Below are 16,036 nucleotides of genomic sequence, written 5' to 3' on the forward strand. Positions count from 1 at the left end.
AGTAGAGAGATTACTTGAAGAAGATAAGACCGAAGAAACGGGTATGTTTCTTCGGTCTTGCTTCTCTTTTTTTGTATAATGGAGTTCAGGAAGGAAGTGGGGCAATGGAATCAAGACAATCACTTGTCACCTATTTAGAAGAATTAAAAGCCGATCGTTCGTTCATGGAACGTGTCACATATATGAAAACGATGGAAGCGACTGCCGGACGTTATGCACCGTTTCCAAAAGAGATGCCGGAGCGTTTACGCCAGGCACTAGAAGGCAGAGGCATCACATCGTTGTACCGCCACCAAGAATTAGCATTTCGAACCGTTCAAAGCGGTGCATCGACGGTGATTGTTACACCGACGGCTTCAGGGAAAACCTATTGCTTTAACTTACCGATTTTATCCCATCTCTTGAAAAATCCAAATGCACGGGCACTGTATCTGTATCCGACGAAAGCATTGGCTCAAGATCAAAACAGTGAGTTGCTGGAACTGATTGATGAGATGGAAGCACCAATCCGCTGTTTTACGTACGATGGGGATACGTCACCCACGATTCGGACAAAAGTTCGAAAAGCCGGGAATATCGTGATTACGAATCCGGATATGTTACATTCCGGAATCTTGCCACACCATACGAAATGGATTGAACTGTTTGAAAATCTATCGCATATCGTGATTGACGAACTGCATACGTATCGGGGTGTGTTCGGAAGCCATGTTGCGAATGTCATCCGACGGTTGCGACGGATTTGCCGTTATTACGGCAGTGATCCAATCTTTATCATGACGAGTGCGACGATTGCCAATCCACAAGAACTGGCGGAACGTTTGACAGAGAAAAAAGTTCAATTGATTGACGACAACGGGGCACCAACCGGGCGAAAACATTTTATCGTCTATCAACCACCAATCGTCAATGCGCAGCTCGGCATCCGTCGTTCAGCAACACTTGAGACAAAACAATTGGCGTCGCGATTCATCAAAAAGAAGTTTCAAACGATTGTTTTTGCCCGCTCACGGGTAAGAGTCGAGGTGTTACTGACGTATCTCCGAAGTTTGATCCGGTTTGAGCTGGGGCCGAAATCAATTGAAGGATATCGTGGCGGATATCTTCCAAGTGAACGCCGCGATATTGAAAGACGGTTGCGTAAAGGTGAAATTACAGGTATCGTTTCGACGAACGCGTTAGAGCTCGGTGTCGATATCGGACAACTACAAGTCTGTATCATGAACGGTTATCCGGGAACGATTGCTTCGTTATGGCAACAAGCCGGTCGGGCCGGTCGGCGTCAAGACGATGCTTTGATTATTTTAGTCGCTTCTTCCGGGATGCTCGATCAGTATGTCGCAGAACGTCCTGAATTGTTTTTAAATCAATCACCGGAAGCTGCACGACTTGATCCAGATAATCTTATCATTGCGGTTGATCACATCAAATGTGCGGCATTTGAACTGCCGTTTCGCCGTGGTGAGTCATTCGGGACACTGGAGACAGAGGATATTCTCGATTATCTAGTCGAAGAACGTGTCTTGCATCAACGGGGGGAACGTTATTATTGGATGAATGATGCATTTCCAGCTCATGGTATTTCTCTGCGCTCCAGTGATCAGGAAAATGTCATCATCGTTGACCAAACGGAAGTTCCGAATCGTGTCATCGGTGAAATGGATACGTTCAGTGCGATGACCCTTTTGCACGATGAAGCGATCTATTTACATGGGGCGGACCAGTATCAAGTTGAAGTCTTGGATTTTGAAGAGAAGAAAGCCTTTGTTCGTGCGGTCGACGTCGATTATTATACGGATGCGAATTTTTCAGTCGAACTCTCCGTGCTCGATGAGGATGACAGTTACACGAATGGAGATTTCAGTGTCGCCCGAGGTGATGTCAGTGTCCGCGGTATGGCCACGATGTTCAAGAAAATCAAGTTCGGAACACATGAAAACATCGGATCGGGTCCGATTCATCTACCAGAACGGGAAATCCACACGACGGGGGTCTGGTTTTCGTTGCCGGAAGAAGCATCCTCGAGTACGGAACTGGAACAAGTCATCGAGGGGGTAGCGAACAGCTTAAGACGGGTCGCCCCGCTGTATTTGATGTGTGATGCCAGTGATGTCTTTGTTGTGCCCCAGGTCAAAGCGACCCATACGCAAAAACCGACAATCTATCTGTATGACCGTTACCCTGGCGGTGTCGGATTGGCAGAATCGATTTATAAGCAACGTGGAGTCATGCTACGGGCCGCACGGGATTCAATCGAGACCTGTCCTTGTCAGGATGGTTGTCCGGCGTGTATCGTAATGATCGGCTTGTCTGATGAAAAAGAGCGGACAATCAGAATGCTAGCTGAAATGGAGAAGGAATTATCATGAAAAATAAGCTGAGACGGATGTTGAAGACGACGGAGACCGAGCCGACAGCAAGCTCCTCATCGACGGATCAGGAACAAATGACATCAGCCGAACAAACCGCTTGGTTGGATCGAGGAGCAGATATCCTCACGTTTGAAGACGAATGGATTGTCCGGATCGATCACCGGTATCCACTGCAGGCCAAACATGGACATCGTTCGTATGCCGAAGTGTTTGAATCGTTGCAGTTGCCCCATCCGCCACTCGCCCTCGATGTCCCGCTCGAACAGGTCATATTTTTCGATACGGAGACGACCGGATTAAAGGGGACGGGAACGACGATTTTTCTGTTGGGATTCGCCCGCTTTGAACGAGGGGAGTTGCTGATGCGGCAGTATTTTTTACCGCATCCGCATTATGAGGCGGCTCTTTATCATCATTTTCTGCATGATATCGGGGATGATGTCCGGTTCGTCACCTATAACGGAAAAAGCTTTGATTGGCCGCAGATTAAGACCCGTCACGTTTTTGTCCGGGAGCGTGTCCCCCGTCTGCCGAAAGTGGGTCATTTGGATTTACTCCATGTCTGCCGACGGATGTTCAAAGGAATGTACGATTCATTCCGTTTGACGGCAATGGAGGAGCGAATTGGATTTGAACGAATGGATGATTTACCTGGATTTTTAGCACCGATGCATTATTTTCAATACGTCGAACACCAGAATCCAGCGATTATGGAAGGCGTATTAGAACACCATTTGCATGATTGTTTGACACTGGTGAGTTTATATGACGAATGTAATCGGCTTGTGACGCACCGCCAAGAAGCCACGTCACGGATTCGTGAGAACATTGGGGTCTGGTTAGCGGATTTAGGTATAAATGAACAATCAGCCGAACATTTTGGACAAGCTGACGAATTGACGGCTCAAGGTTGGTTGCGTCAAGGGCGGTTATATAAAAAATTGCACCAACATGAGAAGGCCAAAATTTGCTTTGAAAAAAGTGAAACGTATGAAGGATTCATCGAACTGGCAAAATGGGCCGAGCACATTGCCAAACAACCTTCCGTTGCTTATGATTATACTGAACGAGCCAAACGTCTATTAGAAAATCAGCAGTTGTTAGCTTCGCGGCGAGAACGATTGTTTGCTGAGTTAGACCATCGGAGCTTACGCCTGCAAAGGAAGTGTCGCGAATGAATGTCGTCGCAGTAACAGGGTACAAACCGGCTGAACTCGGGATTTTTGATCAAAAGCATCCAGGAATCAACATCTTAAAAGCTGCTTACCGGGAACGGATAATCCGTTTGATCGAAGACATGGGAACGACCTGGTTCATTACAAGTGCTACGCCGGGATGCGAACTTTGGGCATGTGAAGTCATTCTGGAACTCAAACAAGAGTATCCGGAGATACGGTTAGGAATCCTTCTTCCTTTTTTGGAACAAGAGTCAAAATGGAAAGAGCCCGTTCAAGCCCAATACCTAGCTGTGTTGAATCAAGCGGACTTCGTGGATGCCATCAGTCAAAAACCGTATGAAAATCCATCCCAGTTCCGAAACAAAACGGAATTCATGATTCAAAAGAGTCAAGGGTTGTTGTCTGTCTATGATGAAGAACACGGCGGATCAGCCAAGTATTTAGTGGAACGTGCTAAACTAGAGATGGAACGTTCGGATTATCAATTGTTTCTGATTACGCAAGATGATTTAGCGATGATGGAACAAGAGCAGAACTACAATGAACAGTGGGAGTGAAGCATATGTATAAGCCGTTATTGACAGCAGATGATATTTACAAAAAAGAGTTCAAAACCGGACTACGCGGATATGTGATTGAAGACGTCGATGGTTATCTTGATCAAGTCATCAAAGATTATGAAGGATTTGAACGGGAAATCGAGCGTTTAAAACGAGAACTGGAAGAAGCGAAATCTTCATCTTCTTCTGTCGGTTTCAAACGGGAAGAACGAAGAACGGAACCAGAGGTGACGGCACCACCATCTAATTCGTCCAATTACGATATGTTACGCCGGATTTCTAATCTTGAAAAAGCTGTTTTCGGACGTCCCCATCAAGAAGATTGATTGCTGCCTTACTTATAGCAAGTATCAGGACATGACATGAAAAAACGGATCCTCTGTATAGAGAATCCGTTTTTCGTATTACGAACGATGCAGAAGCACTTCAGCTTCCGGTAGTTCTTCTTTTAAGACATAAAGCGCCACACGATCATCTAAATCCTTACTGAAACGACGGAACAGAAACGATGTTTTGACGCCGCGCTCGATCCGGACATGGAGTCCTGCTTGTTCGAGTCGGTCATGATCACGGGCCAAACGTTCTCCTTTTTCTCCAAACTCTTCGCCTAATAGGACCCAGCGCAATGATTCTTTTGTCCGCCGTGTCACGATGAAGAGAAAGCATAAAACAAGTACTACAATCAATATGATCCGAATAGTATTAAAGTCCATGGAAAACCTCACCTCATCTTTATCATACGTCCTTAGCGGGCATAAAGTAAACGTTCAAGATAACGTGAGAAGGATTGAATCTTCAAGCCTTGTTGACGATACGCAATGTACCCGTCTGGTCGAATCAAGTACAAACCGGCCTGTTTAATTCCAAATTTTCGGGCGAGTTCGCCGCCTTGATCAACGACTCCATCATCCTTCAGTTCCTGATGAATCGAAACGGTCTCGAACAGATCCGGGTACGAATAGGCCAGATCCTTGAACGGCAGGAGAATCTGTTCGTTCGCTTCACGGGGTAGAAACAGCAAGAGCAGAAAATTACGATCCGCGCGCCGTAATAACAGTTCATTTTTTTTCGTTCGCGGATTCACGACTTCACTATAGGGCATCGGTTCTCCCGGACGTGGTGTCAAAAGAGGGAAACGGCCTTGCGTGACAAACAACTGTGACGCTTGGTAGTTGCTGTTGAGTTGCGCGATCCGGTTCGTGACGTAATGATGTAACGGTGTAATCTTTAAGCTGTTCCGGATGACTTTTTCTTGAAGCGGCAGTAAAAGTGGGATGTTAATCTGCAATAGTTCAGTAGCGAGGTTCGTAGAACGTAAAATGCCACGTGCCGCTTCACGCCGCTCGACACTGTAAGAATCGAGTAGGGGGAAACTGGCTTTAAATCGATGAACACACCAGAGTTTCCAGGCTAAATTCATCGCATCCGCAATCCCTGTGTTCATGCCTTGCCCACCGACCGGTGAATTGATATGTGCCGCGTCACCGATTAAATAGATCCGGTGATGCCCAAATTTTTCAATGATTCGATTGTGAACCCGGAACATGGAATACCAGTGGACCTTCTTCAATGTGAACGGAACCTGCGCACGATTTTTTAAGAAGTCTTCAATGGCAGAATGATCGGTCGGGACCGCACCGTTTGTCAGGTTTCCTGTAATCCGAAATAGATTCGACTGGAGTGGGAAGGATTCAATGACACCGTGATCAGAGAAAAAGATATGCACTTCTTCGGAAGATAACGGCCAATCGACCTCTATGTCGGCCAGCGCCCAAGACTCTTTAAAAGACTTACCGCTGAATGGAAGCCCGAGTTCGCGCCGGACGAAACTATTGGCTCCATCGGCGCCGATGATAAAGGAAGCATCAACAGTTTCCGTCACATCATTTTTTCGAATCGATGCGGTGACGAACGTCGGAAATTGTGCGAAACCGGTCAACTCTGTTTCGCGTTCGACCGTATGGCCATCTTCTTTTAAACGCGTTTCAAGAATACGTTCGGTTTCGCTTTGCGGCAATAAGGTGACGAAAGGAAACGGTGTATTTAAATCCGTAAAGTCAAGTTTTGCCTGCCAGGCTCCATTGACATATAAGTTTCCTTGATTGATTTTAATGGCATTCTCCATTAAAGCATCCGCTACACCAAGGCGCGCAAATAACTCAAGCGACCGTGCCTGAATGCCGATTGCTTTCGAAACGACCGATGGACCACTTGCCCGTTCGATAATCCGAAACGTCAGTCCATAACGAGATAAGGCAAGTGCTAACGTCAAACCGGTCGGTCCAGCACCAATAATCAATACATCTATTTTTTTCTTCACGTATAGCCCCCCTTATTTTACTTCTTAGCCGAAACTCGCTACCATTAAACTATCGACTGGACGGCAAACCGTCTGAAAGGATGAGAGCAGTGAACGAGCAATTATTTACGACAGAACGTTTGATGAGTAACTTTAGAGAATACATGCAACAAAATGAAGCGTACATGACGAAAATCCAAGCGTTGAATGCCTATTATAAAGTCGTGGCCGGATCGATTTTAGCCGATCGAATCGCTAAAAATGCTGATTTAATCGTTCGGATGCGTCATCTCGAAGAAGCGTATCAGAAAGTGGCGCAGGAAACACGATGAAGAATTTCCGATTAAATGATGTCAAACGAGTGTTTGCGTCTTCAACGGAACAGCTCCCTAAAAATGCTGCAGCAGTCTTAATCCCATTAGTGGAGCGGAACGGGGAAATACATCTGTTATTTCAAGTCCGGGCGAAGACTTTGCGCTCGCAACCGGGAGAAATCGCTTTTCCCGGTGGACGGATCGATCCCGGCGAACAACCGCGGGAAGCGGCAATTCGCGAAACGACGGAAGAACTGAACGTCAATCCTACGGATATTGAAATCATCGGTACGTTGGAGCCACTGGTGACACCAAATCGCTCCATCATCTATCCGTACCTCGGCATCCTGACAGCGGAGGATATCCATCCATCGCCGATGGAAGTCGATCATATCTTTTATGTAGCGCTTGCTGACTTACTTGCAGCGGAGCCGATTCAAGGTGAGATGGAATGGCGGATTCGTCCCGGTAAAACCGTACCGACAGATCGTCTGGCGAATCGTGATGCGTACGTGGACCGGACGTATAAAACGGTCGAACATTTTTATGAACATGAAGAGTATTTGATTTGGGGACTGACAGCCAAGATATTACGTCAAATGCTTCGTACCTTGACGCAATACTAGCTTTTTCACAGGTTCTTTTATATGATTAAGAATATCTGAACGTGTCAGGAGATGAAGAAGATGGAAGAAGAAGAGTTATTTGATTATATCGTCGGTGATATGGTAAAAACAAAAGAAGGTTGGGTGGCGGAGGTCACGGCTGTATTAACCAATACAGTAGTGGGCGATCTCTCACATACAAAAAACTTCGAATCTCTTGGGTTTGAATTCGAGAAACAAGTATTGATCAAATCGGAGATTGAATTATTAGAGCGTAAAACAAAATAAACAGGAAACCGGACAGAATTTTCTGCCGGTTTTTTTTGCGCTTTTGAATCGTGTAAATCAGGTTTCAGAACGATTAAATGAGGGAAATTTTACAAAGATAATAAAGAATAGACTTGACTATATTAAGGTGTTGGAGGGATCGTACGTGATTGAATTTAAAGCAGTCGGAAAAACATATCCAGATGGAACAAAAGCGGTCCAAGATTTAAACTTCACAGTCAATCAGGGAGAAATTTTTTGTCTGATTGGTCCGTCCGGTTGCGGGAAAACCACAACGATGAAAATGGTCAATCGATTGATTGATCACACGGAAGGGCAAATTTGGATAAACGGTCAACCGATCATGTCAATCGATGAACATGAATTGCGTCGTCAGATTGGTTACGTCCTTCAACAAATCGCCTTATTTCCGCATATGACGATTGAAGAAAATGTAAGTGTCGTACCGCATTTATTGAAGTGGGAAAAAAAGAAAGTGGAGGAACGTGTGCACACCTTGTTCCAACTCACGGGGTTAAATGAGAATTTAAGAAAAAAATATCCGAGTGAACTTTCGGGAGGACAACAACAACGGGTGGGGGTCATGCGGGCTTTAGCAGCAGAACAAGACGTCATCTTGATGGACGAGCCGTTCTCGGCACTCGATCCGATTTCGAGAGACCAATTGCAAAATGATTTGTTACGTCTAAACGCAGAACTTGGGAAAACAATCTTATTCGTGACGCACGACATGAATGAAGCCTTAAAACTCGGCAGTCGAATTTGTTTGATGAATGAAGGCAAGATTGTCTTGATCGGAACGAAAGAGGAGATTTTGGCGAGCAACGATGAATTCGTTAAGGAATTCATGGGTCAAGTCAGGGGGACTTTCCAATGACAGGATTGTTTGAGACGTATCAAGACCGGAAAGCCGAACTGTTACAAGCTTTGATTGAACATATTCAGTTGTCGGTCCTTTCACTGGTGATTGCCTGTTTGATTGCTATTCCTCTCGGTATTTATTTATCCCGTCATAAAAAAATCAGTGAATGGTCAATCGGTGTCACTTCAGTCATCCAAACGATTCCCTCTTTGGCTTTGCTTGGTCTGATGATTCCACTTGTCGGAATCGGGACGGTTCCTTCAGTCATTGCCCTTGTTTTATATGCCCTTCTTCCCATCGTCCGTAATACGTACACCGGGTTGGCTGAAGTCGATCCATCGTTGAAGGAAGCGGCACGGGCTTGTGGGATGACTCCGATGCAAAGCCTGATGAAAGTAGAGCTTCCGCTAGCCTTACCCGTCATGATGGCCGGCATCCGGACAGCGATGGTCCTGATTATCGGGACAGCGACAATCGCCGCTTTGATTGGTGCCGGAGGACTCGGCTCAATCATTCTGCTCGGGATTGATCGGAACGATAATTATCTCCTCTTACTCGGTGCAATTCCTGCCGCTTTGTTGGCACTTTTGTTTGACGGGTTGTTAAGACAAACGGAAGTGGCTACAAAAAAACGTCAAACAGGTCGACTCGTCGTCGCACTGGCGTTAATCGCGACATTGATCATCACACCATTTGCCCTCGGGCGGACGGAACAACCGGATTTGGTCGTCGCCGGTAAATTAGGTGTTGAACCAGAAATTTTGATGAACATGTACAAAATGGTCATCGAAGACCAAACGGATTTGAATGTCCAAGTCAAACCGAACTTCGGGAAGACGACATTTGTCTATAAAGCTTTACAGTCCGGCGACATTGATTTATATCCTGAATTCACGGGAACCGTGCTTGCCAGCCTAACGAACGAAAAGCCGGTCTCAAACGATAAACAAGCCGTCTTTGAACAGGCACGCGACGGACTTGTTAAACAAAAACTGGCATTACTTCCACCAATGAACTACAACAACACATATGCCGTCGCAGTTCCGAAAAAAGTGGCGGATCAATACAAATTAAAGACGATTTCCGATTTACAGCAAGTGGCGGATCAATTGAAAGCCGGATTCACATTAGAGTTTAAAGATCGTCAAGACGGCTACAAAGGGATTCAAGAAAAGTATGGCGTTAATTTTAAAGAAGTAGTGACGATGGAGCCGAAATTACGCTATAAAGCCGTGCAGTCGGGAGACATCCAAGTCATCGATGCCTATTCGACTGATCCGGAAATTGCAAAATATAATATGGTCGTGCTAGAAGACGATCAACAGTTATTCCCGCCGTATGAAGGAGCACCTCTACTTCGTCAAGAGACGTTAGATGAGTATCCGGAAGTCGAACAGGCGTTAAAACAGCTGGACGGAAAAATTTCTGATAGTGAGATGTCGAAAATGAACGAAGCGGTCGCTTACGGTGGAAAAACCGCGAATCAAGTCGCGCGTGACTATTTACAGAAAGAAGGAATTCTTAAATGAGATTACTATTGATCAGTAACCCGACGGCAGGATCGAATCGCGCCGGTCTTTTACAGGATGTGATTGATCCATTAGCAGCGATGTTTGACGAAATCGTCATTCGGCAAACCGCTCAAGCACTCGATGCGTTACACTTCGCAGAGGAAGCGGCAGGTTTTGACGCGCTTGTCGTCATCGGTGGGGACGGTACCGTGTTTGAGGTGATCAATGGAATAGCAAAACTGGAGACGCGTCCGATTCTCGGCATTATCCCGGGCGGTACGTGCAATGATTTTGCTCGTACGTTAGGATTGCCGATGGTTCCAAGGCTAGCCGCTGAGATGATTGCGACCCAGCAAATCGTCGAAGTCGATCTTGGGCAAGTCAATGATACGTATTTCTTGAATTTCCTCGGCTTAGGTCTTGTCGCGGAAGCGTCAATCGGGATTGATACGGAAGAAAAAGCGCGTTTAGGTAAAATGGGATATTATCTCTCGACAATCCGGTCAAGTATGGAAGCAGAGCCATTTTCGTACGAACTGGAGTTAGCGGAAGGTCAAAAGATGACCGGGGAAGCCGTCTTGATTTTAGCAGCAAACGGCGAATCACTCGGCGGTATCGAAACCAATTTATCGGAAGGGGCTTATAACGACGGCAAGCTTGATCTTGTAATCGTTGACGAAGTGAATTTGACGACGATCCGTGATGTCATCTTACAAAAAATCGGCTTAGCGACGGAACCGTCGTTTACGCATGTTTTGACAAGCGGCTTCACTCTGAAAACCGATTCTCCGAAAGTCATTGATACGGATGGAGAAAAGGCGATGCATTCGCCGATTGAGGTCAAAGTATTACCGGAATATTTAAAGATGTACAGTGGTCGAATCGATACATTAGTTTGAGGATATCCGTCAATTGAAATGATTCTGATCGAAGTCCACCATACGGACTTCGATTTTTTTAGCTGAAAAATATTTTAATTTACTGCGAATATGCGGTTATGCTTTGACGCTTTAAAGAAAATGTTTGATAAAGGATGACTTCCCGTACGAACTTTTGTACAATGGAAAAGTATTTTTGAAAAGGAGGTCGAGTGCCATGAAAGGAAATGCATGGGCTTCGAAGATTGGATTTATTTTAGCAGCAGCTGGATCAGCGATTGGACTAGGTGCCATTTGGAAGTTTCCCTATACGACGGGAACAAACGGGGGTGGGGCATTTTTATTATTATTTTTAGCCTTTACGCTCTTGCTTGGATTACCGGTCTTGATTGCAGAGTTCTTAATCGGTCGGACGAGTGGAAAAACAGCATTACAGGCTTTTTCAGAGCTTGGTCATAAAAAATATACGTTTATTGGTTGGCTCGGTGTCATCGCTTGTTTTCTGTTGCTCTCATTTTACAGTGTCATCGGTGGATGGGTACTGATCTATATTGTTCTAGGGTTTTCCGGTAATTTAACCGCGATGAGCGGAGCAGATTTAGGTGAATTATTTGCCACGGTTTCTAGTTCTCCAGGCTATGCCATTACGGGTCAGTTGATCTTCTTGCTCATTACGTGTGTGATCGTCTTACGCGGAGTACAAGCCGGGATTGAAAAAATGAGTAAAATCATGATGCCGTTACTATTTCTGTGTTTCATCATTCTAGTCATCCGTTCGTTGACGCTTGAAGGAGCAGGGGCAGGCGTCCGCTTCTTTATCGAACCGGACTTTGCGGCCTTAAACCGGACATCAGTCCTCAGTGCTTTAGGACAAGCGTTCTTCTCGCTTTCATTGGGGGTATCGGCTATGTTGACCTATGCTTCTTACATGAAAGAAAGAGGACAAATTAATCGATCCGCTATCTGGATCGTTTCGTTAAATGTGATTGTCTCATTGCTTGCTGGATTCGCCATTTTCCCGGCTGTTTTCGCATCGGGTCTCGATCCTGCGGAAGGACCGTCCTTGTTGTTCATCGTCTTACCGACGGTGTTTAGTCAAATTCAGTTTGGTTCACTGTTCTTGGTCCTGTTTTTCCTCTTGTTTGCTTTTGCATCAATCACTTCTTCGATTGCCATGCTTGAAGTAGTTGTCTCCGCTATTACCGACCGCAAAGAAACAGCGACGTTTCGAGATAAGAAACGCAATACGATTATTGCTACAGTGTTAATTGGTGTGATTGGTATTCCGTCTGCTCTTTCGTTTGGTTTAGCATCTGACATCACGTGGATGGATAAAACGATTTTCGATTGGATGGACTTTACCGTTTCAAATATCCTCATGCCGATTGGTGCATTGTTGATTTCATTTTTTGCCGGATTTAAATTGGACCGTACCTTGGTTGAACAAGAACTTGTGACGAGTCCGATGATGAAAAAAATACTTCCATTCTGGCGTTTTAGTATTTGTTATCTGAGTCCAGTCGCGATTTTGATTATCTTGGTTTGGCCGCTGTTCGGTTCTTAAGCGGCATATAGCGGCTACCTTACTTCTGTAAAAAAAGTTCGTCTGCAATTTTTTTGTGGACGGATTTTTTTGTTGCCGGTAAGATTGCAGAAATCAAACTTGAGGCGGATGTAACGGGTAATAGATTATGGTGAAATAAGAAATACAGAGGACTAACATTTCGCTAAAACGGGAAACTTTTTGTTATATGATTCGTAATGGTAAGATATAAGTAATAAATGACTAACTTGAAGACAGATAGAGGAACAATCAAAAGGGGTGGTGATGAGATGAAGTCTTCTACATGGTGGGTCCTTGGTTCAATCGGTCTGATGTTTGTATTTCTTCAGGTGGCGGATGCCTTGAATTTTTCCGGCATCTTCATTGCATTAGGTCTTTGGTTCATCTGGAGCGGCTATCGTGCTAAACCGGGTAAACGGTATCGGACTGAACGGAAATCAACAGAATTAAAACGAAAAAACGTTAAAAAGAAACTGCTACTCGATGATGAAGACGAGTTTGTCGGGAGCGTCATCTTAAAGCCGGAACAAGCAACACGCAGATTTGATGAAACAGATGATTTAGAGCTTCAGGTCTTACAACGAACAGTCGAAGAAGGATTTGTCAAACTTCAATCCTTTGATCAAATCATTCCGACGATTCGTGATAGTGAAATCCGATCCGAAATGCGGATCGTTTCCCGTGAAGCCCACGTCTTGTTTGAAGAGCTATTTACGGCGCCACGTGAAGTCAAAAAAGTCCGTGATTTCTTTACATTCTATTTGGATTCCTTGCTCTCGATTTCGGAAAAATTTGCGGATCTCGAACGACGGGGGGCGCAAGTTCAAATGGAGACACGAGAACAATTACAATCCAACCTAAAACTCATCGCTGAAAAATTAAAACAACAGCAATCACTGTTGTTAGAAGGCGATACGGTAGACCTAGAACGTGAATTGCTGACGATTGAGAAGGTTTTGGCACAAGAGTCAGAACAACGAAAACAGGAGGAGAGTTATAAACATGACCCATTCTGATAACAATAGCTGGCAACAATGGCCGGAAGAAGAATCAACGACACAACCGACGATTTCAGATCCGTCTGTTGATCTGAATCTTGCAGAAACTTCATCTATACCGGTCCGACCAGTCGAAGACATGATTCCGAGTGACGTTCCGGCCGAACAACGCCAAAAAATTGAACGGTTGCTTCAAGTCATCGATTTAAAAAAATCAGATGCCGTCATGCAGTACGGGGCACCGGTTCAACGCGAATTATCACAGTTTTCAGATCAAGTGTTGAGTGAAGTGAAAATGAAAGACGGCGGCGATGCTGGAAAACTCTTGTCGGATTTAATGCAGCGTGTGCGTCAGATGGACCCGGACACGTTACAAGAAAAGAAGAGTTTTTGGTCAAATGTTCCTGTCATTGGTCGAGCGAAGAAAAAAGCAGAAACGTACTTTTTACAGTATGAAAAAATGAGTGCTTACCTTGAAGAAGTCGTTCACAATTTGGATCGTTCAAAATTCGGTTTGATGAAGGATATTACGTTGCTTGACCAAATGTATCAAAAAAATAAGCGGTACTTCGAAGAACTGAATCTCTACATTGCGGCAGGAGAAACAAAAGTTGCACACGTCAGAGAACATGAAATCGAACCGTTGCGCATGGAAGTCGAACGCTCACAGGATCAGACCCGGTTACAGGAGTTGAATGACATGATTCAACTGGCTGATCGGTTCGAAAAGAAAATTCATGATTTAAAACTATCACGGACGATCAGTCTTCAAATGGCTCCACAAATCCGTGTGATTCAACAAAACAATCAAATCTTAGCGGAAAAGATTGAATCAGCGGTCGTCAATACGATTCCGCTCTGGAAAAACCAAGTGGTTCTTTCGCTGAGTCTATCGCGGCAAAAAACAGCCTTACAGATGCAAAAGGATGTCACGAATACGACCAATCAATTATTGGAACAAAATTCACGGCTCCTAAAAGATTCATCCATCGAGATTGCAGAAGAAAATGAAAAAGGAATCGTATCGGTCGAATCCTTGAAAGTGGCGCATCAAAACCTGATCGAAACGTTGGATGAAACGTTACGGATTCAACAGGACGGAAAACAAAAACGTCGTGATGCGGAACATGAGCTCGAACGAATGGAAAATGAATTGAAACAAAAAGTCATGGAAGTAGCTTCAAAAAATCGTGAATTACCAAACCGCCCTTACTAAGGAACACATTTATGTGTTCCTTAGTGGTTTATTCAAAAGGAGAGACGGATCATGAAAAAACAACATCAATGGGATACAACATGGCTTTTGTTTGCAAGGATGATGGCGGATCGGCATTCGAAATGTGCTTCAAAGTCCGTTGCCTGTGTCATTGTCAAAGATGAAAAACCGATATCAATCGGAATTAACGGAACACCCAGTCAACATGTGAACTGCAATGAAATTTATTTAAAACAAGATAATATTCTGTATAAAGCCGCAGCAGAAGGACGTAACCAGGAGCAGTCTGACGCTGTATCTATCGTACATAACGGTCAAGTATTTTTCCGCTGTGACAATCAAGAAGAACACCACGAGTGGTCGAAGATGAACGAGATCCACGCTGAAATCAATGCGTTAGGAAAACTTGCAGCAGACTCGACCAGCGCCCGGCATGCGACAGCATACGTAACCCACAGTCCTTGTCATGCCTGCAGTTTAGCCTTGATTGCCTCGAAAATTGATCGTGTCGTCTATTCGACGGGTTACGAATATGGGGATGGATTGAAGCTGATGCGACAAAGTGGGATTGAAGTTCTTCATCGTCCATTAACAGAAGAATATTTTCTTGAAAGAATTTTCGATAAAGACTTGTAAACGCTTCCATCGCATTGTATTATGAAATTAAGCATTGCCATGGTAATTATTCACTCTTCCATTCGGGATAACTTCAATCGAGGTTATCCCACTTTTTTTTGAAAAATAAATTGACATATTTCCAATATTCTGCAATGATGTATATAGAATATGACGAAGCGGAATGCCGCATTTTCATTAGAAATATCCATCAAGGAGCTGGAATGCCAGGTCGTTGAAAAAAAGTCCTGACTCATTTGAGTCAGGACTTTTTGTGTGGTTAGTGCAGGATAGCCCAAGAAGTCTGAAGCCGTTCGGCTCGAACGAACACCTTTTTGGCCGTCGCGCCAGCTAAAACGGTCATTAAACGTTGGCAAAGAATATCCGCTTGTGTTTGGTGCAGAAATAATTGTTGGATGAAGCGCGAGAAGACGACGTCATTGGTTGCAAGTTGCCGTTTAAGTGTCGCGTTGGACATCCGATTGATTTCATCCGCATCGAAACCCGCTCCCGGATTAAATGAGGAGATAATCAACAGCTTAACAGGGACAGCATCAAGTGATAAACCAAGTGCTTTAACCTGTTGGCATGCTAAGACCATTTCTTGATAAATGAGTTGATGTAATAAACAAGGATCCTTCAGAACAAGCGGATCATAAATCGAAACGGCTTGACGAAGTTGTTCACGTGTTACGGTAGATGGATCCGACTCCAGTCCTGAAACTTGAACCGTATCATAACAAGTCGATAATGAAAAAATCATCCGGTAATCCTCC

General features: G+C 44.6%; 17 protein-coding genes. 14 read left to right on the forward strand and 3 right to left on the reverse strand.

Annotation, left to right across the window (positions count from 1 at the left end):
* Nucleotides 1-104 precede the first annotated feature (104 nt).
* Genes P402_RS0107445 through gpsB form a run of 4 tightly spaced genes read left to right on the forward strand, consistent with a single transcriptional unit; the run spans nucleotide 105 to nucleotide 4,436 of the window.
* The gene (locus P402_RS0107445; protein WP_026828105.1) at nucleotides 105-2,369 is read left to right on the forward strand and encodes a DEAD/DEAH box helicase; all 2,265 of its coding nucleotides are present in this window, start codon (nucleotides 105-107) and stop codon (nucleotides 2,367-2,369) included.
* Nucleotides 2,366-3,550, forward strand: coding sequence for a ribonuclease H-like domain-containing protein (locus P402_RS0107450; protein ID WP_026828106.1), 1,185 nt, complete (start codon nucleotides 2,366-2,368; stop codon nucleotides 3,548-3,550). The genes P402_RS0107445 and P402_RS0107450 overlap by 4 nt, the downstream gene beginning before the upstream one ends.
* On the forward strand, nucleotides 3,547-4,107 hold the full coding sequence (locus P402_RS0107455) for a DUF1273 domain-containing protein (protein WP_026828107.1): 561 nt from the start codon (nucleotides 3,547-3,549) through the stop codon (nucleotides 4,105-4,107). Before P402_RS0107450 ends, P402_RS0107455 begins: the two co-directional genes overlap by 4 nt.
* Nucleotides 4,108-4,112: 5 nt before the next feature.
* Nucleotides 4,113-4,436 carry a cell division regulator GpsB gene (gene gpsB / locus P402_RS0107460; RefSeq protein WP_034769853.1) on the forward strand — a complete coding sequence of 108 codons (324 nt, stop codon included), beginning with the start codon at nucleotides 4,113-4,115 and terminating at the stop codon, nucleotides 4,434-4,436.
* Nucleotides 4,437-4,514: 78 nt separating this feature from the next.
* Here gpsB and P402_RS0107465 read toward each other — a convergent pair whose 3' ends face one another.
* Complete coding sequence (locus tag P402_RS0107465; protein WP_026828109.1) at nucleotides 4,515-4,823, reverse strand: hypothetical protein; 309 nt, start codon at nucleotides 4,821-4,823, stop codon at nucleotides 4,515-4,517.
* A 32-nt stretch (nucleotides 4,824-4,855) separates the two neighbouring features.
* Nucleotides 4,856-6,430 carry an FAD-dependent monooxygenase gene (locus P402_RS0107470; RefSeq protein WP_026828110.1) on the reverse strand — a complete coding sequence of 525 codons (1,575 nt, stop codon included), beginning with the start codon at nucleotides 6,428-6,430 and terminating at the stop codon, nucleotides 4,856-4,858.
* An 80-nt stretch (nucleotides 6,431-6,510) separates the two neighbouring features.
* On the opposite strand from P402_RS0107470, the gene yvfG reads away from it, so the two are divergent.
* The 10 genes from yvfG (at nucleotide 6,511) to P402_RS0107520 (ending at nucleotide 15,281) form a co-directional block, all read left to right on the forward strand.
* On the forward strand, nucleotides 6,511-6,741 hold the full coding sequence (gene yvfG / locus P402_RS0107475; RefSeq protein WP_233494521.1) for a protein YvfG: 231 nt from the start codon (nucleotides 6,511-6,513) through the stop codon (nucleotides 6,739-6,741).
* On the forward strand, nucleotides 6,738-7,349 hold the full coding sequence (locus P402_RS0107480; RefSeq protein ID WP_026828111.1) for an NUDIX hydrolase: 612 nt from the start codon (nucleotides 6,738-6,740) through the stop codon (nucleotides 7,347-7,349). Before yvfG ends, P402_RS0107480 begins: the two co-directional genes overlap by 4 nt.
* A 60-nt stretch (nucleotides 7,350-7,409) precedes the next feature.
* Nucleotides 7,410-7,616, forward strand: coding sequence for a hypothetical protein (locus tag P402_RS0107485; RefSeq protein ID WP_012370627.1), 207 nt, complete (start codon nucleotides 7,410-7,412; stop codon nucleotides 7,614-7,616).
* A 145-nt stretch (nucleotides 7,617-7,761) separates the two neighbouring features.
* A complete protein-coding gene (locus tag P402_RS0107490; protein WP_026828112.1) occupies nucleotides 7,762-8,493 on the forward strand; it encodes an ABC transporter ATP-binding protein in 732 nt (243 codons plus the stop codon).
* Nucleotides 8,490-10,007, forward strand: coding sequence for an ABC transporter permease/substrate-binding protein (locus tag P402_RS0107495; RefSeq protein WP_026828113.1), 1,518 nt, complete (start codon nucleotides 8,490-8,492; stop codon nucleotides 10,005-10,007). The genes P402_RS0107490 and P402_RS0107495 overlap by 4 nt, the downstream gene beginning before the upstream one ends.
* Nucleotides 10,004-10,888: a diacylglycerol/lipid kinase family protein gene (locus P402_RS0107500; RefSeq protein ID WP_026828114.1), complete on the forward strand. Its 885-nt coding sequence runs from the start codon at nucleotides 10,004-10,006 to the stop codon at nucleotides 10,886-10,888. Before P402_RS0107495 ends, P402_RS0107500 begins: the two co-directional genes overlap by 4 nt.
* Nucleotides 10,889-11,084: 196 nt before the next feature.
* The gene (locus P402_RS0107505) at nucleotides 11,085-12,431 is read left to right on the forward strand and encodes a sodium-dependent transporter (RefSeq protein ID WP_026828115.1); all 1,347 of its coding nucleotides are present in this window, start codon (nucleotides 11,085-11,087) and stop codon (nucleotides 12,429-12,431) included.
* A gap of 269 nt (nucleotides 12,432-12,700) precedes the next feature.
* Nucleotides 12,701-13,447, forward strand: a complete 747-nt coding sequence (locus P402_RS0107510; protein ID WP_026828116.1) for a 5-bromo-4-chloroindolyl phosphate hydrolysis family protein — start codon at nucleotides 12,701-12,703, stop codon at nucleotides 13,445-13,447.
* Nucleotides 13,434-14,645, forward strand: coding sequence for a toxic anion resistance protein (locus tag P402_RS0107515; protein WP_026828117.1), 1,212 nt, complete (start codon nucleotides 13,434-13,436; stop codon nucleotides 14,643-14,645). Before P402_RS0107510 ends, P402_RS0107515 begins: the two co-directional genes overlap by 14 nt.
* Before the next feature lie 51 nt (nucleotides 14,646-14,696).
* Complete coding sequence (locus P402_RS0107520; RefSeq protein WP_034769857.1) at nucleotides 14,697-15,281, forward strand: deoxycytidylate deaminase; 585 nt, start codon at nucleotides 14,697-14,699, stop codon at nucleotides 15,279-15,281.
* Between the two features lie 259 nt (nucleotides 15,282-15,540).
* Here the strand turns inward: P402_RS0107520 and P402_RS0107525 are convergent, their stop codons facing one another.
* Nucleotides 15,541-16,023: a hypothetical protein gene (locus P402_RS0107525; RefSeq protein ID WP_026828119.1), complete on the reverse strand. Its 483-nt coding sequence runs from the start codon at nucleotides 16,021-16,023 to the stop codon at nucleotides 15,541-15,543.
* Between the last annotated feature and the right edge of the window lie 13 nt (nucleotides 16,024-16,036).

The sequence above is a fragment of the Exiguobacterium sibiricum 7-3 genome, assembly GCF_000620865.1.
Taxonomy (GTDB): domain Bacteria; phylum Bacillota; class Bacilli; order Exiguobacteriales; family Exiguobacteriaceae; genus Exiguobacterium_A; species Exiguobacterium_A sibiricum_A.